1 protein-coding gene is annotated in these 26523 nt (G+C 59.3%); it reads left to right on the top strand.

Annotated features, from left to right (window positions below):
* The first annotated feature begins 268 nt into the window (after positions 1–268).
* Positions 269–26461 (top strand): retention module-containing protein, encoded by a 26193-nt coding sequence (locus tag ACA058_RS00630; protein ID WP_497637380.1) that lies wholly within the window; start codon positions 269–271, stop codon positions 26459–26461.
* Positions 26462–26523 lie beyond the last annotated feature (62 nt).

The raw sequence follows: 26523 nt of genomic DNA, 5'->3' as shown, positions 1-26523 counted from the left end.
AAGTCAAAATCCAGAACTGGGGTCACATCCTGTGGGGGCACTCACCGCTTGAATATCAATGTGACATTAATGGGACGATTGTTTAGGATGCCCCCAGGAAGGTCAATAGTTTGGCATAAAGTTAATAGCGAAAAAATATAGTCAATAAATTGACCTTCCATTGCGTCAATATTTCACTCAAGTAGTTTTAAAAGTACGACCAGGCTGACTCGGCGATTGCCCCTCAGGTCATGGAAGTCAACAGAACGTGTCACCCGGAGAGTCTTCAATGAGCAGCGTTGTGGCCATCGTCAAAAGCATTGTTGGTCAGGTTTTCGTGGTGTCCCCAGAGGGCATCCGTCGTGTACTCGTTGAAGGCGACCGTTTGTTTGTCGGCGATCAGGTAGACACGGGAGCGGCCGGGGCCGTTACGCTCGAGCTGGCGGATGGCCGGACCATTGACCTGGGCCGCGACACTCAGTGGAGCGGCAGTGCTCCGGACTCCAGCACCGACCTGGCAGAAACCACCGCACAGGCCGCGCCCTCGGTTGAAGAACTGCAGCAAGCCATCGCCGCCGGCGCAGACCCGACCAAGGACCTTGAACCCACCGCGGCCGGCCCGGCGGCGGCAGGCACTGGCGGCGCGGCTGGCGGTGGCCATAGCTTCGTGATGCTGGACGCCACCGCTGGCCGGGTAGACCCGACCATTGGTTTCCCGACTGAAGGTCTCAATTTCGCGGCCCAGGTCACCCGGGAGACCACGGGCGGCCAGTCGACCAACAACAATGCCAATGCCGGCGACCCGCTCGAATCGACACTGAGCCTGAGCGCCACGCCGACCATCACCGAAGCCGGCGGCATGCTGGTCTACACCGCGACCCTGAGCCAGGCGCCACTGACCGACCTGACCGTCACGCTGTCCAATGGCGCAGTGATCATCATCGCCGCGGGTCAAACCACCGGCACCGTGAACGTTCCGCTCGCGCCGAACGACACTGTCTATAAGGATGCGACCCAGATCGCGGTCACTGTCACCGGCACCACCGGCGGCGCAGTAGTGGTCATACCTCCAACCGCTCCAGCCGTGACTCAAGTCACCGATACCGTCGACACGACCTCTATCAAGCTGACCGCGACCGGTGCTGTGGTTGAAGGCGGTTTGATCACTTATACCGCTACCTTGACCAACCCGGCCGGCACCCCGGTGACCGTGACCTTGAGCAATGGCTCGGTCATCACCATCGAAGCGGGTAAGACCAGCGGCACCGTGGTCGTTGATACGCCGGTCAATGATGTTTATGTGAATGGCAGTACTGTCAGCACAACGATTACCGGCGCTAGCGGCGGCAACTTTGAAAACCTGGTGCCAAGCACCGCGCCAGCCGTGACCACCATCACCGATTCGCCAGACACCACCGGCCTGACGCTCACCGCGACCGGTGCTGTGGTTGAAGGCGGTTTGATCACTTATACCGCTACCTTGACCAACCCGGCCGGCACCCCGGTGACCGTGACCTTGAGCAATGGCTCGGTCATCACCATCGAAGCGGGCAAGACCAGCGGCAGCGTGGTCGTTGATACGCCAGCCAATGATGTCTACGTAAATGGCAGCACTGTCAGCACAACGATTACCGGCGCTACCGGCGGCAATTTTGAGAACCTGGTGCCAAGCACCACGCCAGCCGTGACCACCATCACCGATTCGCCAGACAGCACTGGCCTGACGCTCACCGCGACCGGCACCGTGGTTGAAGGCGGTTCGATCACCTACACCGCGACCTTGACCAACCCGGCCGGCACCCCGGTGACCGTGACCTTGAGCAATGGCTCGGTCATCACCATCGAAGCGGGCAAGACCAGCGGCACCGTGGTCGTTGCTACACCGGTCAATGATGTTTACGTGAATGGCAGTACGGTCACTACCACCATCACGGGTGCTACCGGCGGCAATTTTGAAAACCTGGTGCCAAGCACCACGCCAGCCATGACCACCATCACCGATTCGCCAGACTCCACCGGCCTGACGCTCACCGCGACCGGCACCGTGGTTGAAGGCGGCTCGATCACCTACACCGCGACTTTGACCAACCCGGCCGGTACCCAGGTGACCGTGACCTTGAGCAATGGCTCGGTCATCACCATCGAAGCAGGTAAGACCAGCGGCACCGTCGTCGTTGATACGCCGGCCAATGATGTTTATGTAGATGGCAGCACTGTCAGCACCACCATCACGAGTGCTACCGGCGGCAACTTTGAAAACCTGGTGCCAAGCACCGCGCCAGCCGTGACCACCATCACCGATTCGCCAGACAGCACTGGCCTGACGCTCACCGCGACCGGCACCGTGGTTGAAGGCGGTTCGATCACCTACACCGCGACCTTGACCAACCCGGCCGGCACCCCGGTGACCGTGACCTTGAGCAATGGCTCGGTCATTACCATCGAAGCGGGCAAGACCAGCGGCACCGTGGTCGTTGCTACACCGGTCAATGATGTTTACGTGAATGGCAGCACTGTCACTACCACCATCACGGGCGCTACCGGCGGCAACTTTGAGAACGTGGTGCCAAATCCTGAGTCCGCTGTCACCCAGATTAACGACAGCGTTGACACGGTCACCGTCACCATCGAAAGCGCTGGCAATGTGCTGGAAAATGCCGCTCCGACCTTCATTATCAAAGTCGATCAGAAGCTTGATCATGATCTGACGGTGACATTGAGCAACGGCAAAGCCGTGACCATCGCGGCCGGCTCGACACAAATCACCTACACCCTGCCGGCTCAGGGTGATGATGTCTATAAAGATGGCGAGACCATCAAGCTGGGTATCACCAACGCCGCTGTGGATGGTCAAACGCTTGAAAACCTGGTGATTGGCAACGAAGCCGAAGTCAACGTCGGCGACATCACCAGCGAAGTGATCGCAACCCTGACCGTCGACAAGACGTCGGTCGTTGAGGGCGGCTCCGTCACTTACACCGTGACGCTGAGCAACGCTGCCGGCATGCCAATGGCGAGCCATGGTCCTCTGGAGTTCACGCTCACCGACGGCACCGTGGTGAAAATCCCGGCCAATGGCACCAGCGGTACTGCAGTCGTTACCGCCAAAGACGACATCTTCACTGGCGGTCAGGATGCCATCGTCAACAAACTCGAGTCGGTCTCCTCGAACAACTTCGAGAAGCTGACCCTCGGCCAGGACCAATACACCACCACCGTCACCGACGAACCAGGTTCGGGCGATCCAAAAGACCCAGCCAACCAAGGCGACAAGATCACCGTCACCATCGAAAGCAACGGCGACGTGTTGGAAAACGCCGCACCGAAATTCACGGTAAAAGTGGATCAGGAGCTGAAACAAGACCTGACCGTGACCTTGAGCAATGGCGATACCGTGGTGATCAAGGCCGGTACCACCAGCGCTCCGTACGAGCTGAAAGCCCAAGGCGACGACGTCTACAAAGACGGTCAGGTCGTGGAAGTCGGTGTCAGCAACGCCACCGTCGACGGCAAGTCGTTCGAAAATCTGGTGCTGGGCGACAAAGCCCCAGTCACCATCGACGACACCCTCACCGAAGTGAAGGCCACCCTGACTGTGGATAAAACCACCGTCGCCGAAGGCGGCTCGGTCACTTACACCGTGACGCTGACCAACGCTGCCGGCATGCCGATGGCGAGCCATGGTCCTCTGCAGTTCACGCTCACCGACGGCACCGTGGTGAAAATCCCGGCTAACGGCACCAGCGGTACTGCAGTCGTCACCGCCAAAAACGACATCTTCACCGGTGGCCAGGATGCCATCGTCAACAAACTGGAGTCGGTCTCCTCGAACAACTTCGAGAAACTGACCCTCGGCCAGGACCAATACACCACCACCGTCACCGACGAACCAGCGGGCCAAGGCGACAAGATCACCGTCACCATCGAAAGCAACGGCGACGTACTGGAAAACGCTGCACCGAAGTTCACGGTGAAAGTCGATCAGGAACTGAAACAGGACCTGACCGTGACCTTGAGCAACGGCGATACCGTGGTGATCAAGGCTGGCACCACCAGCGTGCCATACGAGCTGAAAGCCCAAGGTGACGACGTCTATAAAGACGGTCAGATCGTGGAAGTCGGTGTCAGCAACGCCACCGTCGACGGCAAGTCGTTCGAGAACCTGGTGCTGGGCGACAAAGCCCAAGTCACCATCGACGACACCCTCACCGAAGTGAAGGCCACTCTGACTGTGGATAAAACCACTGTCGCCGAAGGCGGCTCCGTCACCTACACCGTCACCCTGAGCAACGCCGCCGGCATGCCAATGGCGAGCCATGGTCCTCTGGAGTTCACGCTCACCGACGGCACCGTGGTGAAAATCCCGGCTAACGGCACCACCGGCTCTGCGGTCGTCACCGCCAAAAACGACATCTTCACCGGTGGCCAGGATGCCATCGTCAACAAACTGGAGTCGGTCTCGGCCAACAACTTCGAGAAACTGACCCTCGGCCAGGACCAATACACCACCACCGTCACCGACGAACCAGCGGGCCAAGGCGACAAGATCACCGTCACCATCGAAAGCAACGGCGATGTCTTGGAAAACGCCGCTCCGAAGTTCACCGTCAAGGTCGATCAGGAGCTCAAGCAAGACCTGACCGTCACCCTGAGCAACGGTGCGACCGTCGTGATCAAGGCCGGTACCACCAGCGTGCCATACGAGCTGAAAGCCCAAGGCGACGACGTCTACAAAGACGGTCAAGTTGTGGAAGTGGGTGTCAGCAACGCCACCGTCGATGGCCAGTCGTTCGAAAACCTGGTCCTGGGCGACAAAGCCCCAGTCACCATCGACGACACCCTCACCGAAGTGAAGGCCACTCTGACTGTGGATAAAACCACTGTCGCCGAAGGCGGCTCGGTCACCTACACCGTGACCCTGACCAACGCCGCCGGCCTGCCAATGGCGAGCCATGGTCCTCTGGAGTTCACGCTGACCGACGGCACCGTGGTGAAAATCCCGGCCAACGGCACCAGCGGCTCTGCGGTCGTTACCGCCAAAAACGACATCTTCACCGGTGGCCAGGATGCCATCGTCAACAAACTGGAGTCGGTCTCGGCCAACAACTTCGAGAAACTGACCCTCGGCCAGGACCAATACACCACCACCGTCACCGACGAACCAGCGGGCCAAGGCGACAAGATCACCGTCACCATCGAAAGCAACGGCGACGTACTGGAAAACGCTGCACCGAAGTTCACGGTAAAAGTGGATCAGGAGCTGAAACAAGACCTGACCGTAACCCTGAGCAACGGTGCGACCGTCGTGATCAAGGCCGGCACCACCAGCGTGCCGTACGAGCTGAAAGCCCAAGGCGACGACGTCTACAAAGACGGCGAAACCATCAAACTCAGCGTCACCGGCGCTTCGGTTCCGGGCAAGTCGTTCGAGAACCTGGCGCTCGGCGGCGAAGCCGTGGTGAAAGTTGGCGACACCCTCACTGAGGTGAAGGCCACCCTGAGCGTGGATAAAACCACCGTCGCCGAAGGCGGCCAGATCACCTACACCGTGACCCTGACCAACGCCGCCGGCATGCCAATGGCCAGCCACGGCGAGTTGACCTTCAAACTCACCGACGGTACCGAGATCAAGATCCCGGCCAACGGCACCAGCGGCACTGCAGTCGTTACCGCCAAAGACGACATCTTCACTGGCGGTCAGGATGCAATCGTCAACAAACTCGAGTCGGTCTCCTCGAACAACTTCGAGAAGCTGACCCTCGGCCAGGACCAATACACCACCACCGTCACCGACGAACCATCGGGCCAAGGCGACAAGATCACCGTCACCATCGAAAGCAACGGCGACGTGCTGGAAAACGCTGCACCGAAGTTCACGGTGAAAGTCGATCAGGAACTGAAACAGGACCTGACCGTCACCCTGAGCAACGGTGCGATCGTCGTGATCAAAGCCGGCACCACCAGCGCTCCATACGAACTGAAAGCCCAAGGCGACGACGTCTACAAAGACGGCGAAACCATCAAGCTCAGCGTGACTGACGCCACTGTGGACGGTAAGTCGTTCGAAAACCTCGCTCTCGGCAACGAAGCTGTGGTGAAAATCGACGACACCCTCACCGAAGTAAAGGCCACCCTGACCGTGGATAAAACCACCGTCGCCGAAGGCGGCTCCGTCACCTACACCGTGACCCTGACCAACGCCGCCGGCATGCCAATGGCCAGCCACGGCGAGTTGACCTTCAAACTCACCGACGGTACCGAGATCAAGATCCCGGCCAATGGCACCAGCGGCTCTGCTGTGGTGGTGGCCAAGGACGACATCTTCACCGGTGGCCAGGATGCGATCATCAACAAGCTCGAGTCGGTCTCGGCCAACAACTTCGAGAAGCTGACTCTCGGCCAGGACCAATACACCACCACCGTCACCGACGAACCAGGCTCGGGCGATCCTAAAGACCCAGCCAACCAAGGCGACAAGATCACTGTCACCATCGAAAGTAACGGCGATGTCCTGGAAAACGCCGCTCCGAAGTTCACCGTCAAGGTCGATCAGGTACTCAAGCAAGACCTGACCGTCACCCTGAGCAACGGTGCGATCGTCGTGATCAAGGCCGGCACCACCAGCGTGCCATACGAGCTGAAAGCCCAAGGCGACGACGTCTATAAAGACGGTCAGATCGTGGAAGTCGGTGTCAGCAACGCCACCGTCGACGGCCAGTCGTTCGAGAACCTGGTGCTGGGCGACAAAGCCCAAGTCACCATCGACGACACCCTCACCGAAGTGAAGGCCACCCTGACTGTGGATAAAACCACTGTCGCCGAAGGCGGCTCCGTCACCTACACCGTCACCCTGACCAACGCCGCCGGCATGCCGATGGCCAGCCACGGCGAGCTGACCTTCAAGCTCACCGACGGCACCGAGATCAAGATCCCGGCCAATGGCACCAGCGGCTCTGCTGTGGTGGTTGCCAAGGACGACATCTTCACCGGCGGCCAGGATGCAATCGTCAACAAACTCGAGTCGGTCTCCTCGAACAACTTCGAGAAGCTGACCCTCGGCCAGGACCAATACACCACCACCGTCACCGACGAACCAGGTTCGGGCGATCCAAAAGACCCAGCCAACCAAGGCGACAAGATCACCGTCACCATCGAAAGCAACGGCGACGTACTGGAAAACGCTGCACCGACGTTCACCGTCAAGGTCGATCAGGTACTCAAGCAAGACCTGACCGTCACCCTGAGCAACGGCGATACCGTCGTGATCAAGGCTGGCACCACCAGCGTGCCGTACGAGCTGAAAGCCCAAGGTGACGACGTCTATAAAGACGGTCAGATCGTGGAAGTCGGTGTCAGCAACGCCACCGTCGACGGCAAGTCGTTCGAAAACCTGGTGCTAGGCGACAAAGCCCAAGTCACCATCGACGACACCCTCACCGAAGTGAAGGCCACCCTGACCGTGGATAAAACCACCGTCGCCGAAGGCGGCTCGGTCACCTACACCGTCACCCTGAGCAACGCCGCCGGCATGCCAATGGCGAGCCATGGTCCTCTGGAGTTCACGCTGACCGACGGCACCGTGGTGAAAATCCCGGCTAACGGCACCAGCGGTACTGCAGTCGTCACCGCCAAAGACGACATCTTCACTGGCGGTCAGGATGCCATCGTCAACAAGCTGGAGTCGGTCTCGGCCAACAACTTCGAGAAACTGACTCTCGGCCAAGACCAATACACCACCACCGTCACCGACGAACCAGCGGGCCAAGGCGACAAGATCACCGTCACCATCGAAAGCAACGGCGACGTACTGGAAAACGCCGCTCCGAGGTTCACCGTCAAGGTCGATCAGGAGCTCAAGCAAGACCTGACCGTCACCCTGAGCAACGGTGCGACCGTCGTGATCAAGGCCGGTACCACCAGCGTGCCATACGAGCTGAAAGCCCAAGGCGACGACGTCTACAAAGACGGTCAAGTTGTGGAAGTGGGTGTCAGCAACGCCACCGTCGATGGCCAGTCGTTCGAAAACCTGGTCCTGGGCGACAAAGCCCCAGTCACCATCGACGACACCCTCACCGAAGTGAAGGCCACTCTGACTGTGGATAAAACCACTGTCGCCGAAGGCGGCTCGGTCACCTACACCGTGACCCTGACCAACGCCGCCGGCCTGCCAATGGCGAGCCATGGTCCTCTGGAGTTCACGCTGACCGACGGCACCGTGGTGAAAATCCCGGCCAACGGCACCAGCGGCTCTGCGGTCGTCACCGCCAAAAACGACATCTTCACCGGTGGCCAGGATGCCATCGTCAACAAACTGGAGTCGGTCTCGGCCAACAACTTCGAGAAACTGACCCTCGGCCAGGACCAATACACCACCACCGTCACCGACGAACCAGCGGGCCAAGGCGACAAGATCACCGTCACCATCGAAAGTAACGGCGATGTCCTGGAAAACGCCGCTCCGAAGTTCACCGTCAAGGTCGATCAGGTACTCAAGCAAGACCTGACCGTCACCCTGAGCAACGGTGCGATCGTCGTGATCAAGGCCGGCACCACCAGCGCTCCGTACGAGCTGAAAGCCCAAGGTGACGACGTCTATAAAGACGGCCAGGTCGTTGAAGTCGGTGTCAGCAACGCCACCGTCGACGGTAAGTCGTTCGAAAACCTGGTCCTGGGCGACAAAGCCCCAGTCACCATCGACGACACCCTCACCGAAGTGAAGGCCACTCTGACTGTGGATAAAACCACTGTCGCCGAAGGCGGTTCCGTCACTTACACCGTGACCCTGACCAACGCCGCCGGCATGCCAATGGCGAGCCATGGTCCTCTGGAGTTCACGCTGACCGACGGCACCGTGGTGAAAATCCCGGCCAACGGCACCAGCGGCACTGCAGTCGTCACCGCCAAAGACGACATCTTCACCGGCGGTCAGGATGCCATCGTCAACAAACTCGAGTCGGTCTCCTCGAACAACTTCGAGAAACTGACCCTCGGCCAAGACCAATACACCACCACCGTCACCGACGAACCAGCGGGCCAAGGCGACAAGATCACCGTCACCATCGAAAGCAACGGCGACGTACTGGAAAACGCTGCACCGAAGTTCACCGTCAAGGTCGATCAGGTACTCAAGCAAGACCTGACCGTCACCCTGAGCAACGGTGCGATCGTCGTGATCAAGGCTGGCACCACCAGCGTGCCGTACGAGCTGAAAGCCCAAGGCGACGACGTCTACAAAGACGGCGAAACCATCAAGCTCAGCGTCACCGGTGCTTCGGTTCCGGGCAAATCCTTCGAGAACCTGGCGCTCGGCGGCGAAGCCGTGGTGAAAGTCGACGACACCCTCACCGAAGTGAAGGCCACCCTGACCGTGGATAAAACCACTGTCGCCGAAGGCGGCTCCGTCACTTACACCGTGACGCTGACCAACGCCGCCGGCATGCCGATGGCCAGCCACGGCGAGCTGATCTTCAAACTCACCGACGGCACCGAGATCAAGATCCCGGCCAACGGCACCAGCGGCACTGCAGTCGTTACCGCCAAAGACGACATCTTCACTGGCGGTCAGGATGCCATCGTCAACAAACTCGAGTCGGTCTCCTCGAACAACTTCGAGAAGCTGACCCTCGGCCAGGACCAATACACCACCACCGTCACCGACGAACCAGGTTCGGGCGATCCAAAAGACCCAGCCAACCAAGGCGACAAGATCACTGTCACCATCGAAAGCAACGGCGACGTGCTGGAAAACGCTGCACCGACGTTCACCGTCAAGGTCGATCAGGTACTCAAGCAAGACCTGACCGTCACCCTGAGCAACGGTGCGATCGTCGTGATCAAAGCTGGCACCACCAGCGTGCCATACGAGCTGAAAGCCCAAGGCGACGACGTCTATAAAGACGGTCAAGTTGTGGAAGTCGGTGTCAGCAACGCCACCGTCGACGGCAAGTCGTTCGAAAATCTGGTGCTGGGCGACAAAGCCCAAGTCACCATCGACGACACCCTCACCGAAGTAAAAGCCAACCTGACTGTGGATAAAACCACCGTCGCCGAAGGCGGCTCGGTCACTTACACCGTGACGCTGACCAACGCTGCCGGCATGCCGATGGCGAGCCATGGTCCTCTGCAGTTCACGCTCACCGACGGCACCGTGGTGAAAATCCCGGCTAACGGCACCAGCGGTACTGCAGTCGTCACCGCCAAAAACGACATCTTCACCGGTGGCCAGGATGCCATCGTCAACAAACTGGAGTCGGTCTCCTCGAACAACTTCGAGAAACTGACCCTCGGCCAGGACCAATACACCACCACCGTCACCGACGAACCAGCGGGCCAAGGCGACAAGATCACCGTCACCATCGAAAGCAACGGCGACGTACTGGAAAACGCTGCACCGAAGTTCACGGTGAAAGTCGATCAGGAACTGAAACAGGACCTGACCGTGACCTTGAGCAACGGCGATACCGTGGTGATCAAGGCTGGCACCACCAGCGTGCCGTACGAGCTGAAAGCCCAAGGCGACGACGTCTATAAAGACGGTCAAGTTGTGGAAGTCGGTGTCAGCAACGCCACCGTCGACGGCAAGTCGTTCGAAAATCTGGTGCTGGGCGACAAAGCCCAAGTCACCATCGACGACACCCTCACCGAAGTAAAAGCCAACCTGACTGTGGATAAAACCACCGTCGCCGAAGGCGGCTCGGTCACTTACACCGTGACCCTGACCAACGCCGCCGGCATGCCAATGGCGAGCCATGGTCCTCTGGAGTTCACGCTGACCGACGGCACCGTGGTGAAAATCCCGGCCAACGGCACCAGCGGCACTGCAGTCGTCACCGCCAAAGACGACATCTTCACCGGCGGTCAGGATGCCATCGTCAACAAACTCGAGTCGGTCTCCTCGAACAACTTCGAGAAACTGACTCTCGGCCAGGACCAATACACCACCACCGTCACCGACGAGCCATCGGGCCAAGACGACAAGATCACCGTCACCATCGAAAGCAACGGCGACGTACTGGAAAACGCCGCACCGAAATTCACGGTAAAAGTGGATCAGGAGCTGAAACAAGACCTGACCGTGACCTTGAGCAACGGCGATACCGTGGTGATCAAGGCCGGCACCACCAGCGTGCCGTACGAGCTGAAAGCCCAAGGTGACGACGTCTATAAAGACGGTCAGATCGTGGAAGTCGGTGTCAGCAACGCCACCGTCGACGGCAAGTCGTTCGAGAACCTGGTGCTGGGCGACAAAGCCCAAGTCACCATCGACGACACCCTAACCGAAGTGAAGGCCACTCTGACTGTGGATAAAACCACTGTCGCCGAAGGCGGCTCCGTCACCTACACCGTCACCCTGACCAACGCCGCCGGCCTGCCGATGGCGAGCCATGGTCCTCTGGAGTTCACGCTGACCGACGGCACCGTGGTGAAAATCCCGGCTAACGGCACCACCGGCTCTGCGGTCGTCACCGCCAAAAACGACATCTTCACCGGTGGCCAGGATGCAATCGTCAACAAGTTGGAGTCGGTCTCGGCCAACAACTTCGAGAAACTGACCCTCGGCCAGGACCAATACACCACCACCGTCACCGACGAACCAGCGGGCCAAGGCGACAAGATCACCGTCACCATCGAAAGCAACGGCGATGTCTTGGAAAACGCCGCTCCGAAGTTCACCGTCAAGGTCGATCAGGAGCTCAAGCAAGACCTGACCGTCACCCTGAGCAACGGTGCGACCGTGGTGATCAAGGCCGGTACCACCAGCGTGCCATACGAGCTGAAAGCCCAAGGCGACGACGTCTACAAAGACGGTCAAGTTGTGGAAGTGAGTGTCAGCAACGCCACCGTCGACGGCCAGTCGTTCGAAAACCTGGTCCTGGGCGACAAAGCCCAAGTCACCATCGACGACACCCTCACCGAAGTGAAGGCCACTCTGACTGTGGATAAAACCACTGTCGCCGAAGGCGGTTCGGTCACTTACACCGTGACCCTGACCAACGCCGCCGGCCTGCCGATGGCGAGCCATGGTCCTCTGGAGTTCACGCTGACCGACGGCACCGTGGTGAAAATCCCGGCTAACGGCACCACCGGCTCTGCGGTCGTCACCGCCAAAAACGACATCTTCACCGGTGGCCAGGATGCAATCGTCAACAAGTTGGAGTCGGTCTCGGCCAACAACTTCGAGAAACTGACCCTCGGCCAGGACCAATACACCACCACCGTCACCGACGAACCAGCGGGCCAAGGCGACAAGATCACCGTCACCATCGAAAGCAACGGCGATGTCTTGGAAAACGCCGCTCCGAAGTTCACCGTCAAGGTCGATCAGGAGCTCAAGCAAGACCTGACCGTCACCCTGAGCAACGGTGCGACCGTGGTGATCAAGGCCGGTACCACCAGCGTGCCATACGAGCTGAAAGCCCAAGGCGACGACGTCTACAAAGACGGTCAAGTTGTGGAAGTGAGTGTCAGCAACGCCACCGTCGACGGCCAGTCGTTCGAAAACCTGGTCCTGGGCGACAAAGCCCAAGTCACCATCGACGACACCCTCACCGAAGTGAAGGCCACTCTGACTGTGGATAAAACCACTGTCGCCGAAGGCGGTTCGGTCACTTACACCGTGACCCTGACCAACGCCGCCGGCATGCCGATGGCCAGCCACGGCGAGTTGACCTTCAAACTCACCGACGGTACCGAGATCAAGATCCCGGCCAATAGCACCACCGGCTCTGCTGTGGTGGTTGCGAAGGACGACATCTTCACCGGCGGCCAGGATGCAATCGTCAACAAACTCGAGTCGGTCTCCTCGAACAACTTCGAGAAGCTGACTCTCGGCCAGGACCAATACACCACCACCGTCACCGACGAGCCATCGGGCCAAGGCGACAAGATCACTGTCACCATCGAAAGCAACGGCGACGTGCTGGAAAACGCTGCACCGACGTTCACCGTCAAGGTCGATCAGGTACTCAAGCAAGACCTGACCGTCACCCTGAGCAACGGTGCGATCGTCGTGATCAAAGCTGGCACCACCAGCGTGCCATACGAGCTGAAAGCCCAAGGCGACGACGTCTATAAAGACGGTCAAGTTGTGGAAGTCGGTGTCAGCAACGCCACCGTCGACGGCAAGTCGTTCGAAAATCTGGTGCTGGGCGACAAAGCCCAAGTCACCATCGACGACACCCTCACCGAAGTAAAAGCCAACCTGACTGTGGATAAAACCACCGTCGCCGAAGGCGGCTCGGTCACTTACACCGTGACCCTGACCAACGCCGCCGGCATGCCAATGGCGAGCCATGGTCCTCTGGAGTTCACGCTGACCGACGGCACCGTGGTGAAAATCCCGGCCAACGGCACCAGCGGCACTGCAGTCGTCACCGCCAAGGACGACATCTTCACCGGCGGTCAGGATGCCATCGTCAACAAACTCGAGTCGGTCTCCTCGAACAACTTCGAGAAACTGACTCTCGGCCAGGACCAATACACCACCACCGTCACCGACGAGCCATCGGGCCAAGACGACAAGATCACCGTCACCATCGAAAGCAACGGCGACGTACTGGAAAACGCCGCACCGAAATTCACGGTAAAAGTGGATCAGGAGCTGAAACAAGACCTGACCGTGACCTTGAGCAACGGCGATACCGTGGTGATCAAGGCTGGCACCACCAGCGTGCCATACGAGCTGAAAGCCCAAGGTGACGACGTCTATAAAGACGGTCAGATCGTGGAAGTCGGTGTCAGCAACGCCACCGTCGACGGCAAGTCGTTCGAGAACCTGGTGCTGGGCGACAAAGCCCAAGTCACCATCGACGACACCCTCACCGAAGTAAAAGCCAACCTGACTGTGGATAAAACCACCGTCGCCGAAGGCGGCTCGGTCACTTACACCGTGACCCTGACCAACGCCGCCGGCATGCCAATGGCGAGCCATGGTCCTCTGGAGTTCACGCTGACCGACGGCACCGTGGTGAAAATCCCGGCTAACGGCACCACCGGCTCTGCGGTCGTCACCGCCAAAAACGACATCTTCACCGGTGGCCAGGATGCCATCGTCAACAAACTGGAGTCGGTCTCGGCCAACAACTTCGAGAAACTGACCCTCGGCCAGGACCAATACACCACCACCGTCACCGACGAACCAGCGGGCCAAGGCGACAAGATCACCGTCACCATCGAAAGCAACGGCGATGTCTTGGAAAACGCCGCTCCGAAGTTCACCGTCAAGGTCGATCAGGAGCTCAAGCAAGACCTGACCGTCACCCTGAGCAACGGTGCGACCGTGGTGATCAAGGCCGGTACCACCAGCGTGCCATACGAGCTGAAAGCCCAAGGCGACGACGTCTACAAAGACGGTCAAGTTGTGGAAGTGAGTGTCAGCAACGCCACCGTCGACGGCCAGTCGTTCGAAAACCTGGTCCTGGGCGACAAAGCCCAAGTCACCATCGACGACACCCTCACCGAAGTGAAGGCCACTCTGACTGTGGATAAAACCACTGTCGCCGAAGGCGGTTCGGTCACTTACACCGTGACCCTGACCAACGCCGCCGGCATGCCGATGGCCAGCCACGGCGAGTTGACCTTCAAACTCACCGACGGTACCGAGATCAAGATCCCGGCCAATAGCACCACCGGCTCTGCTGTGGTGGTTGCGAAGGACGACATCTTCACCGGCGGCCAGGATGCAATCGTCAACAAACTCGAGTCGGTCTCCTCGAACAACTTCGAGAAGCTGACTCTCGGCCAGGACCAATACACCACCACCGTCACCGACGAGCCATCGGGCCAAGGCGACAAGATCACTGTCACCATCGAAAGCAACGGCGACGTGCTGGAAAACGCCGCACCGAAATTCACGGTAAAAGTGGATCAGGAGCTGAAACAAGACCTGACCGTGACCTTGAGCAACGGCGATACCGTGGTGATCAAGGCTGGCACCACCAGCGTGCCATACGAGCTGAAAGCCCAAGGCGACGACGTCTACAAAGACGGTCAAGTTGTGGAAGTCGGTGTCAGCAACGCCACCGTCGACGGCAAGTCGTTCGAAAATCTGGTGCTGGGCGACAAAGCCCAAGTCACCATCGACGACACCCTTACCGAAGTAAAAGCCACCCTGACCGTGGATAAAACCACCGTCGCCGAAGGCGGCTCGGTCACTTACACCGTGACCCTGAGCAACGCTGCCGGCATGCCAATGGCGAGCCATGGTCCTCTGGAGTTCACGCTCACCGACGGCACCGTGGTGAAAATCCCGGCCAATGGCACCAGCGGTACTGCAGTCGTTACCGCCAAAGACGACATCTTCACTGGCGGTCAGGATGCCATCGTCAACAAGCTGGAGTCGGTCTCGGCCAACAACTTCGAGAAACTGACCCTCGGCCAGGACCAATACACCACCACCGTCACCGACGAACCAGGTTCGGGCGATCCAAAAGACCCAGCCAACCAAGGCGACAAGATCACCGTCACCATCGAAAGCAACGGCGATGTCTTGGAAAACGCCGCTCCGAAGTTCACCGTCAAGGTCGATCAGATACTCAAGCAAGACCTGACCGTCACCCTGAGCAACGGTGCGACCGTCGTGATCAAGGCCGGCACCACCAGCGCTCCATACGAGCTGAAAGCCCAAGGCGACGACGTCTACAAAGACGGCGAAACCATCAAGCTCAGCGTCACCGGTGCTTCGGTTCCGGGCAAGTCCTTCGAGAACCTGGCGCTCGGCGGCGAAGCCGTGGTGAAAGTCGACGACACCCTCACCGAAGTAAAAGCCACCCTGACCGTGGATAAAACCACCGTCGCCGAAGGCGGCTCGGTCACCTACACCGTGACCCTGACCAACGCCGCCGGCCTGCCGATGGCGAGCCATGGTCCTCTGGAGTTCACGCTGACCGACGGCACCGTGGTGAAAATTCCGGCTAACGGCACCAGCGGCACTGCAGTCGTTACCGCCAAAGACGACATCTTCACCGGCGGCCAGGATGCAATCGTCAACAAGTTGGAGTCGGTCTCGGCCAACAACTTCGAGAAACTGACTCTCGGCCAAGACCAATACACCACCACCGTCACCGACGAGCCAGGTTCGGGCGACCCAAAAGACCCAGCCAACCAAGGCGACAAGATCACCGTCACCATCGAAAGCAACGGCGACGTGCTGGAAAACGCTGCACCTAAGTTCACCGTCAAGGTCGATCAGGTACTCAAGCAAGACCTGACCGTCACCCTGAGCAACGGTGCGACCGTGGTGATCAAGGCCGGTACCACCAGCGTGCCGTACGAGCTGAAAGCCCAAGGCGATGACGTCTATAAAGACGGTCAAGTTGTGGAAGTCGGTGTCAGCAACGCCACCGTCGACGGCCAGTCGTTCGAAAACCTGGTGCTGGGCGACAAAGCCCAAGTCACCATCGACGACACCCTTACCGAAGTAAAGGCCACCCTGACCGTGGATAAAACCACCGTCGCCGAAGGCGGTTCGGTCACTTACACCGTGACCCTGACCAACGCCGCCGGCATGCCGATGGCCAGCCACGGCGAGTTGACCTTCAAACTCACCGACGGTACCGAGATCAAGATCCCGGCCAATAGCACCACCGGCTCTGCTGTGGTGGTTGCGAAGGACGACATCTTCACCGGCGGCCAGGATGCAATCGTCAACAAACTCGAGTCGGTCTCCTCGAACAACTTCGAGAAGCTGACTCTCGGCCAGGACCAATACACCACCACCGTCACCGACGAGCCATCGGGCCAAGGCGACAAGATCACTGTCACCATCGAAAGCAACGGCGACGTGCTGGAAAACGCTGCACCGACGTTCACCGTCAAGGTCGATCAGGTACTCAAGCAAGACCTGACCGTCACCTTGAGCAACGGCGATACCGTCGTGATCAAGGCTGGCACCACCAGCGTGCCATACGAGCTGAAAGCCCAAGGCGACGACGTCTATAAAGACGGTCAAGTTGTGGAAGTCGGTGTCAGCAACGCCACCGTCGACGGCAAGTCGTTCGAGAATCTGGTGCTGGGCGACAAAGCCCAAGTCACCATCGACGACACCCTTACCGAAGTAAAAGCCACCCTGACCGTGGATAAAACCACCGTCGCCGAAGGCGGTTCGGTCACTTACACCGTGACCCTGACCAACGCCGCCGGCCTGCCAATGGCCAGCCATGGTCCTCTGGAGTTCACGCTGACCGACGGCACCGTGGTGAAAATCCCGGCTAACGGCACCAGCGGTACTGCAGTCGTCACCGCCAAGGACGACATCTTCACCAGTGGCCAGGACGCGATCGTCAACAAACTCGAGTCGGTCTCGGCCAACAACTTCGAGAAACTGACCCTCGGCCAGGACCAATACACCACCACCGTCACCGACGAGCCAGGTTCAGGCGATCCAAAAGACCCAGCCAACCAAGGCGACAAGATCACCGTCACCATCGAAAGCAACGGCGACGTACTGGAAAACGCTGCACCGAAGTTCACCGTCAAGGTCGATCAGGTACTCAAGCAAGACCTGACCGTCACCCTGAGCAACGGTGCGACCGTCGTGATCAAAGCTGGCACCACCAGCGTGCCGTACGAGCTGAAAGCCCAAGGCGACGACGTCTATAAAGACGGTCAAGTTGTGGAAGTCGGTGTCAGCAACGCCACCGTCGACGGCAAGTCGTTCGAAAATCTGGTGCTGGGCGACAAAGCCCAAGTCACCATCGACGACACCCTCACCGAAGTAAAAGCCAACCTGACTGTGGATAAAACCACCGTCGCCGAAGGCGGCTCGGTCACTTACACCGTGACCCTGACCAACGCCGCCGGCATGCCAATGGCGAGCCATGGTCCTCTGGAGTTCACGCTGACCGACGGCACCGTGGTGAAAATCCCGGCCAACGGCACCAGCGGCACTGCAGTCGTCACCGCCAAAGACGACATCTTCACCGGCGGTCAGGATGCCATCGTCAACAAACTCGAGTCGGTCTCCTCGAACAACTTCGAGAAACTGACTCTCGGCCAGGACCAATACACCACCACCGTCACCGACGAGCCATCGGGCCAAGACGACAAGATCACCGTCACCATCGAAAGCAACGGCGACGTACTGGAAAACGCTGCACCGACGTTCACCGTCAAGGTCGATCAGGTACTCAAGCAAGACCTGACCGTGACCTTGAGCAACGGCGATACCGTGGTGATCAAGGCCGGCACCACCAGCGTGCCGTACGAGCTGAAAGCCCAAGGCGACGACGTCTACAAAGACGGCGAAACCATCAAGCTCAGCGTCACCGGTGCTTCGGTTCCGGGCAAATCCTTCGAGAACCTGGCGCTCGGCGGCGAAGCCGTGGTGAAAGTCGACGACACCCTCACCGAAGTGAAGGCCACCCTGACCGTGGATAAAACCACCGTCGCCGAAGGCGGCTCCGTCACTTACACCGTGACGCTGACCAACGCCGCCGGCATGCCGATGGCCAGCCACGGCGAGCTGATCTTCAAACTCACCGACGGCACCGAGATCAAGATCCCGGCCAACGGCACCAGCGGCACTGCAGTCGTTACCGCCAAAGACGACATCTTCACTGGCGGTCAGGATGCCATCGTCAACAAACTGGAGTCGGTCTCCTCGAACAACTTCGAGAAACTGACTCTCGGCCAGGACCAATACACCACCACCGTCACCGACGAGCCATCGGGCCAAGACGACAAGATCACCGTCACCATCGAAAGCAACGGCGACGTGCTGGAAAACGCTGCACCGAAGTTCACCGTCAAGGTCGATCAGGTACTCAAGCAAGACCTGACCGTCACCCTGAGCAACGGTGCGACCGTGGTGATCAAAGCTGGCACCACCAGCGTGCCATACGAGCTGAAAGCCCAAGGCGACGACGTCTACAAAGACGGTCAGGTCGTTGAAGTCGGTGTCAGCAACGCCACCGTCGACGGCAAGTCGTTCGAAAACCTCGCTCTCGGCAACGAAGCTGTGGTGAAAGTCGACGACACCCTCACCGACGTAAAGGCCACCCTGACCGTGGATAAAACCACCGTCGCCGAAGGCGGCTCCGTCACCTACACCGTGACCCTGACCAACGCCGCCGGCATGCCAATGGCCAGCCACGGCGAGTTGACCTTCAAACTCACCGACGGTACCGAGATCAAGATCCCGGCCAATGGCACCAGCGGCTCTGCTGTGGTGGTGGCCAAGGACGACATCTTCACCGGTGGCCAGGATGCGATCATCAACAAGCTCGAGTCGGTCTCGGCCAACAACTTCGAGAAGCTGACTCTCGGCCAGGACCAATACACCACCACCGTCACCGACGAACCATCGGGCCAAGGCGACAAGATCACCGTCACCATCGAAAGCAACGGCGACGTGCTGGAAAACGCTGCACCGAAGTTCACGGTGAAAGTCGATCAGGAACTGAAACAGGACCTGACCGTCACCCTGAGCAACGGTGCGATCGTCGTGATCAAAGCCGGCACCACCAGCGCTCCATACGAACTGAAAGCCCAAGGCGACGACGTCTACAAAGACGGCGAAACCATCAAGCTCAGCGTGACTGACGCCACTGTGGACGGTAAGTCGTTCGAAAACCTTGCTCTCGGCAACGAAGCTGTGGTGAAAGTCGACGACACCCTCACCGAAGTGAAGGCCACTCTGACTGTGGATAAAACCACTGTCGCCGAAGGCGGCTCCGTCACCTACACCGTCACCCTGAGCAACGCCGCCGGCCTGCCGATGGCGAGCCATGGTCCTCTGGAGTTCACGCTGACCGACGGCACCGTGGTGAAAATCCCGGCTAACGGCACCAGCGGTACTGCAGTCGTCACCGCCAAGGAGGACATCTTCACCGGTGGCCAGGACGCGATCGTCAACAAGTTGGAGTCGGTCTCCTCGAACAACTTCGAGAAACTGACCCTCGGCCAGGACCAATACACCACCACCGTCACCGACGAGCCATCAGGCCAAGGCGACAAGATCACCGTCACCATCGAAAGCAACGGCGACGTACTGGAAAACGCCGCACCGAAATTCACGGTAAAAGTGGATCAGGAGCTGAAACAAGACCTGACCGTGACCTTGAGCAACGGCGATACCGTGGTGATCAAGGCTGGCACCACCAGCGTGCCGTACGAGTTGAAAGCCCAAGGCGACGACGTCTATAAAGACGGTCAAGTTGTGGAAGTCGGTGTCAGCAACGCCACCGTCGACGGCAAGTCGTTCGAAAATCTGGTGCTGGGCGACAAAGCCCAAGTCACCATCGACGACACCCTCACCGAAGTGAAGGCCACCCTGACTGTGGATAAAACCACCGTCGCCGAAGGCGGTTCCGTCACTTACACCGTGACCCTGACCAACGCCGCCGGCATGCCAATGGCGAGCCATGGTCCTCTGGAGTTCACGCTCACCGACGGCACCGTGGTGAAAATCCCGGCTAACGGCACCAGCGGTACTGCAGTCGTCACCGCCAAAGACGACATCTTCACTGGCGGTCAGGATGCCATCGTCAACAAGCTGGAGTCGGTCTCGGCCAACAACTTCGAGAAACTGACTCTCGGCCAAGACCAATACACCACCACCGTCACCGACGAGCCAGGTTCGGGCGACCCAAAAGACCCAGCCAACCAAGGCGACAAGATCACTGTCACCATCGAAAGCAACGGCGATGTCTTGGAAAACGCTGCACCGAAGTTCACGGTGAAAGTGGATCAGGAACTGAAACAGGACCTGACCGTCACTTTGAGCAACGGCGATACCGTCGTGATCAAAGCTGGCACCACCAGCATTCCATACGAGCTGAAAGCCCAGGGCGACGACGTCTATAAAGACGGTCAAGTTGTGGAAGTCGGTGTCAGCAACGCCACCGTCGACGGTAAGTCGTTCGAGAACCTGGTGCTGGGCGACAAAGCCGTGGTGAAAGTCGACGACACCCTCACCGAAGTGAAGGCCATTCTGACTGTGGATAAACCCACCGTCGCCGAAGGCGGCTCCGTCACTTACACCGTGACCCTGACCAACGCCGCCGGCATGCCGATGGCCAGCCACGGCGAGCTGACCTTCAAACTCACCGACGGCACCGAGATCAAGATCCCTGCCAACGGCACCACCGGTACTGCAGTCGTCACCGCCAAGGACGACATCTTCACCGGCGGTCAGGATGCCATCATCAACAAACTGGAGTCGGTCTCGGCCAACAACTTCGAGAAACTGACTCTCGGCCAGGACCAATACACCACCACCGTCACCGACGAACCATCGGGCCAAGGCGACAAGATCACCGTCACCATCGAAAGCAACGGCGACGTGCTGGAAAACGCTGCACCGAAGTTCACGGTGAAAGTCGATCAGGAACTGAAACAGGACCTGACCGTCACCCTGAGCAACGGTGCGATCGTCGTGATCAAAGCCGGCACCACCAGCGCTCCATACGAGCTGAAAGCCCAAGGCGACGACGTCTACAAAGACGGCGAAACCATCAAGCTCAGCGTCACCGGCGCTTCGGTTCCGGGCAAATCCTTCGAGAACTTGGCGCTCGGCGGCGAAGCCGTGGTGAAAGTTGGCGACACCCTCACCGAAGTGAAGGCCACCCTGACTGTGGATAAAACCACTGTCGCCGAAGGCGGCTCCGTCACTTACACCGTCACCCTGACCAACGCCGCCGGCCTGCCGATGGCCAGCCACGGCGAGCTGACCTTCAAACTCACCGACGGCACAGAGATCAAGATCCCTGCCAACGGCACCACCGGCTCTGCAGTCGTTACCGCCAAAGACGACATCTTCACCGGCGGCCAGGATGCCATCGTCAACAAGCTGGAGTCGGTCTCCTCGAACAACTTCGAGAAGCTGACCCTCGGCCAGGACCAGTTCACTACCAAGGTCACCGACGAGCCATCGGGCCAAGGCGACAAGATCACCGTCACCATCGAAAGCAACGGCGACGTACTGGAAAACGCTGCACCGAAGTTCACGGTAAAAGTGGATCAGGAGCTGAAACAAGACCTGACCGTAACCCTGAGCAACGGTGCGACCGTCGTGATCAAAGCCGGCACCACCAGCGTGCCGTACGAGCTGAAAGCCCAAGGCGACGACGTCTACAAAGACGGCGAAACCATCAAGCTCAGCGTCACCGGCGCTTCGGTTCCGGGCAAGTCGTTCGAGAACCTGGCGCTCGGCGGCGAAGCCGTGGTGAAAGTTGGCGACACCCTCACTGAGGTGAAGGCCACCCTGAGCGTGGATAAAACCACCGTCGCCGAAGGCGGCCAGATCACCTACACCGTGACCCTGACCAACACCGCTGGCCTGCCGATGGCCAGCCACGGCGAGCTGACCTTCAAACTCAGCGACGGCACCGAGATCAAGATCCCTGCCAACGGCACCACCGGCTCTGCGGTCGTCACCGCCAAAGACGACATCTTCACCGGCGGCCAGGATGCAATCGTCAACAAGCTGGAGTCGGTCTCCTCGAACAACTTCGAGAAGCTGACCCTCGGCCAAGACCAGTTCACTACCAAGGTCACCGACGAGCCATCGGGCCAAGGCGACAAGATCACCGTCACCATCGAAAGCAACGGCGACGTCTTGGAAAACGCCGCACCGAAATTCACGGTAAAAGTGGATCAGGAGCTGAAACAAGACCTGACCGTAACCCTGAGCAACGGTGCGACCGTCGTGATCAAGGCCGGCACCACCAGCATTCCATACGAACTGAAAGCCCAAGGCGACGACGTCTACAAAGACGGCGAAACCATCAAGCTCAGCGTCACCGGTGCTTCGGTTCCGGGCAAGTCCTTCGAGAACCTGGCGCTCGGCGGCGAAGCCGTGGTGAAAGTTGGCGACACCCTCACTGAGGTGAAGGCCACCCTGACTGTGGATAAAACCACCGTCGCCGAAGGCGGCCAGATCACCTACACCGTGACCCTGACCAACACCGCTGGCCTGCCAATGGCCAGCCACGGTGAGCTGACCTTCAAGCTCAGCGACGGTACAACGGTCAAGATCCCGGCCAATGGCACCACGGGCACTGCAGTCATCACCGCCAAGGACGACTTCTTCACCGGCGGCCAGGCCCCGATCATCAACAAGTTGGTGTCGGTCACCGGTGCTGACAACTTTGAAAAACTGACGCTCAAGGACACCACCCTGACCACCACCGTCACCGACGAGCCTACGGGCCAAGGCGACGTAACCACCGTGGGTATCAGTGGCGCCACATCGGTCATCGAAGGCCAGTCCGCGCACTACACGTTGAACCTGAGCAATACCTCTCAAGCTGAAGTCACGGTGACCCTGAAGTACAGTGGTACAGCGGTCGACGGTTCGGACTTCAATGGTGTCGTGACAGTCAAGATTCCGGCCAACAGCAGCAGCGTCGGTTTCGACATCAGCACCATCGATGACAAGCTGGTCGAAGGCTCCGAGAACTTCATCATCACCATCGACAAAGCCACCGGCGGCAACTTCGAGAACCTGGTGATCGACCCGAGCAAAACCTATGTCACCACCACCATCGTCGACAACGACCATGCACCGGTGACCACTGGCGGCGCAGTTACCGGCCTCGAAGACACGACCCTGACCCTGACCTGGGACAACTTCAAGGTCACCGATGTCGATAACGACAGCCAGCTGGGCATCACCATCACCCAGGTAACGGGCGGTGGCGATTTGTTGTTCAACGGCGTGAAGGTGGTGGTCGGGCAGACCATCAGCCAGACGGATATCGCCCTGGGCAAACTGACCTTCGTGCCGGCACGCAACGAGTCGGGTGCCGATGGTTATGGCGGCACCGGGGTCGGCAACAAGGCAGCGGACTACGCGCAGATCAAGTTCAAGCCTACCGACGGCTTCAACCTGGGCATCGAAGCGAGTCTGAAAGTCGACATCACCCCGCAAGCCGACGCACCCACCCTGAGTATCGCGGGCAACACCGTGAACTCGACAGGCCTGATCAAGGAGATCTGGACTGGCCTGACCGCCCTCAACACGGGCTACAACGGTGCGGGCAGCGGTGCGCCGACCAACACCCTGAAGTCGGTGATCGATGCGGCTGGCACTGCCAACAGCAAAGGCACCGTGACCGATGTGCAGGAAAGCAGTGTGACGGCGGGTATCGCCTCGAAAACCTCCGGCCTGATCTACCTCGAAGCCGGCAAGGTCTACACCTTCAGCGGCACCGCGGACGACAGCCTGCTGGTGACGATTGGTGGCAAAAACGTGGCCAGCGCCCTGTGGGGTACCGGCGGGACGATCAGCGGCTCGTTCACGCCGACCACCAGCGGCTACTACACGCTGGACATCTACCACCACAACCAGAACGGCCCGGGCAGCTACGACGTCAACCTCAAGGTGGACAACGGTCCGGTGCTCAACCTGAACAATGCTGGCGTGCCGATCTACACCGGCGTCAACGACCTGATCAATGCCGGCGTGACGGTCTCCGACCTGCATGGCAGCGATGGCGAAGGCTACTACGACGGCTACAAGCTCAACACCGGGCCAGAAGGCGGCAGCATCAAACTGTCGGCCATCAGCACCGAACTGACCGACCGCGACGGCTCCGAAAGCCTGAGCGTGAAGATCGGCGGGATTCCGGCGGGCTCCGTGCTCAGCGATGGCGCGGGACATACCTTCACGGCCACCGCGAGCAATGGCGAGGCGAATGTCACCGGCTGGAAACTTGGCTCGCTGACCATCACCCCGCCGCCGTACTACAGCAACTCGTTCAACCTGACGGTGACTTCGACCTCCACCGAACTGCTGGGCGGCTCTGCACCATCGTCGGCCGTGCTTCCAGTGACCATCTACCCAGCGACCTACAACCCGGATATGGGCACGACCAAGGACGACAATATCGTCGGCACCGACAGCAACGACATCATCGTTGCCGACGTCGCTGGCCTGAACGTGGTTCAGGGCAAGAATTACAACATCGCGTTCATGGTCGACACTTCCGGCAGTATGGACACCTCGATCCAAGCGGCGAAGAACTCGCTGAGCCTGATGTTCAGCACCCTCAAGCAAAGCCTGGGTGCGAACACTTCGGGGACGGTCAACATTTTCCTGGCGACCTTCGATGACACCGTGAACACCACCGTTACGGTCAACCTGAATGACTCCGGCGCGCTGGATCAACTGCAGGCCATCGTCAGATCGATGGCATCTGGCGGTGGCACCAACTACGAGGACGTGTTCAAAACCACGGCTAACTTCTTCCAGAGTACTCAAGCCAAGGGCAATATCGGCGCCACCAACCTGACCTACTTCATCACTGACGGGGTGCCCACCTACTACCAATCCGGCGAATCGACCGACCCGATAGTGGCTGACTACAAAAACTCCAAAGCAGTTGATGGCAGGCTGGATGACTACCTGAACGTCAATAACTACAAGCTGGGCGATACCGCCTATATCACCCTGGGTGGAATCAGCCGCCAGCTGATTACCAGCAGCGGCAAGGTCAACAGGTGGTCCGAAGACTCGCAGGGCAATTGGACCAGGGACGGCACCATCGGCACGATCCGTGCGCAGGGTGACGGCACCTATGAGATCTCGTCCACCGCCGGCAGAGGCAACTACACCGACGACGATACGGCCGATAACGCCAGCAGCAGCTTCCTGTTGCTCAGTAAGTTGTCGCAGGTCGAAGCGATCGGTCTGAACGGCGCGATCAGGCCGGCCGACCTGATTCCGTTCGACACGGACAACAAGCCACAAACCAACATCGATCCGAGCAACCTGGCCAATGCCATCCTCGGCCACACCGAGGCGACCCTTCCGGGTGCCGACACGGTCAATGCGGGCGATGGCAATGACATCATCTTCGGTGACCTGGTCAGCTTCAATGGTATTGCCGGCGAGGGTTACCAGGCCATGCAGGAGTTCGTTGCCCGGGAAACCGGCGTAGAGGTCAGCAAAGTCACGACCAGCAACGTGCACCAGTACGTTACCGAGCATTCCAGCCTGTTCGACGTGTCTGGCGCTCACGACGGGGACGACAGTCTGTTGGGTGGTGCCGGCAACGACATCATTTTCGGTCTTGGCGGCGACGACAAACTCTATGGCGGCAGCGGCAATGACCTCTTGCTCGGTGGCACCGGCAAAGACCTGCTTGATGGTGGCGACGGCAATGACACCCTCCTGGGTGGCAAGGGCGACGACACACTGATTGGCGGTCTGGGCGGCGATACCTTCGTCTGGAAGGCTGGCGACACCGGCACCGACGTGATCAAGGACTTCAATGCCAGCCAGGGCGACCGCATCGACCTGCGTGATCTGTTGCAGGGTGAAAGTGGCAGCACCATCGACAATTACCTGAAGATCACCACGGTGGACGGCGTATCGTCCCTGCAGGTCAATTCCGCCGGCAACTTCAACAGTGCCAACACTGCAGCGGCCAAGCCGGACGTAACGATCAAGCTCGAAGGTAACAACTGGTCCAGCGCCAACCTGCACAATTTGATTGCCGGTAGCGATCCGACGATCAAGATCGACCACAACAACAGCTGATGGCTAACGGACGGTCGCCCAAAGCGGGCGACCGTCACGTTTGCAACAATCACCCCGGTGAC

It is taken from the genome of Pseudomonas sp. LBUM1649, from assembly GCF_059716155.1.
This window is presented reverse-complemented; position numbering and strand designations above follow the sequence as displayed.

Excerpts from the sequence above, each read along its gene's own strand:
- ACA058_RS00630 (WP_497637380.1), top strand. The coding sequence starts at position 269 with ATGAGCAGCGTTGTGGCCATCGTCAAAAGCATTGTTGGTCAGGTTTTC.